We start from the raw sequence: 1,383 nt of genomic DNA on the forward strand, positions 1-1,383 counted from the left end.
GGGAGCATTCAATATTACCTGACGCCCTTCAATTGCGCTCGGCTGCCCTGACTCATAGCCAACACCTCCATCATACAGCGATCTTGAGTAGTTTATGTTTCCGTAGTAGTGTCTCTTCCCCTTGCTTGTCTTCTTGTTAAGGTAGACCACTATTCTTTCCTCGCCGTTTTTTAGCGGTACAGCATTCCCAAGAGTTACTGAATTTTCAAAAGTTCCGGCATTAATTACAGCCGCTCCTCCTGCTGAAACTATGCTGTCCTTATTTTTAAAATTCCCCGAATTTATTGTAATGTTTCCACCTGCCAGCACTTTTCCGTATTCTGTAGTTGCATTGCTCTTTATCTTCCCTGTCAGTGCAGGCTCTTTTATACGGGCATCCCTTGTGCTGTAGACATTTGTTGTTCTTTCTCCTATCTGCTGTGCGGGTATGTCCGAATATTTGCTAAGGATCAGCGAAGAATATCCACCAAGGTCGTTTCTCCTTGATATCAGCTCATTGTAGTACTTCTTCTGCTTGTCTATTACTGGTGGCTCTTTTCTTTCTCTTCCAAACCTTCTCGGAAGGAAGTATTCCCAAGATCCAACCTGGCCTTCAGACAGCTTTCTACCATCCCAAGTTTCATAATACTTCTCATAACTTCCCAAATTAGAGACTCTACCAATATTCTGAAAATCACTTGAAGTAATCACAATATTTCCTGTTGACTGGATTGTCGCCACATTGTTCGTAATCTTTGCGGCATTCAGATCCATATTTCCGCCAAGTATTTCAGCCTCGTCATTCATTATCTCATTTGCCTTGATAACAAGAGCCTTCCCGCCATAGATGGCTTTTTCCTTGTTGTTCTGAACCTTGCCTTGAGCGTTCATTTCAAGATAGTTCTCAAATGCGATTAAATCATTATTCGTAATATTTCTTCCTGAAATCTTTCCGTTATTTCCGGTAATCATATTGTTATTAACGATTTCCCCACGTCCATTTATAATAACCGTATCAGACGCAAGCTCCTTGTTATTCGTAAAGTCATTCGAGTTGATCTCAATTAGTCCTGTTCCAGTAGTGTTGCCATTGTTTGTAATATTGTTCCCTGAAATTACAAGCCTCTGCTGTCCGTGAAGATTCCCTGCAAGATTAATGTCCTGATTAACGCTAAGTTCCGTATTGTTTCCCTTAATCGTCCCAGTATTATCAAATTTTCGGGCATTTCTCATAAATATTTCGCCTGACAGGATTTCCCCGGTATTTGCAATTGCTGAACCGTCAAGCAGAACCCTGTTATTTGAGGCAATCTTTCCGCTATTACTAACAATTGCATTTGCAGCATTTATGTTGCTGACTGCCATAATTTCCTTGGTGTTGGTCAACGTATTCGTAGTCAGGTC

The 1,383-nt window shown here is 41.1% G+C and carries 1 pseudogene; it reads right to left on the bottom strand.

The features are described 5' to 3' along the window. Nucleotides 1–1,344, bottom strand: a pseudogene (locus tag HMPREF1552_RS12110) (hemagglutination protein); the annotation flags it as partial. Nucleotides 1,345–1,383: the final 39 nt, after the last annotated feature.

The organism is Leptotrichia sp. oral taxon 879 str. F0557 (genome assembly GCF_000469385.1).
GTDB classification, from domain to species: Bacteria; Fusobacteriota; Fusobacteriia; order Fusobacteriales; family Leptotrichiaceae; genus Leptotrichia; species Leptotrichia mesophila.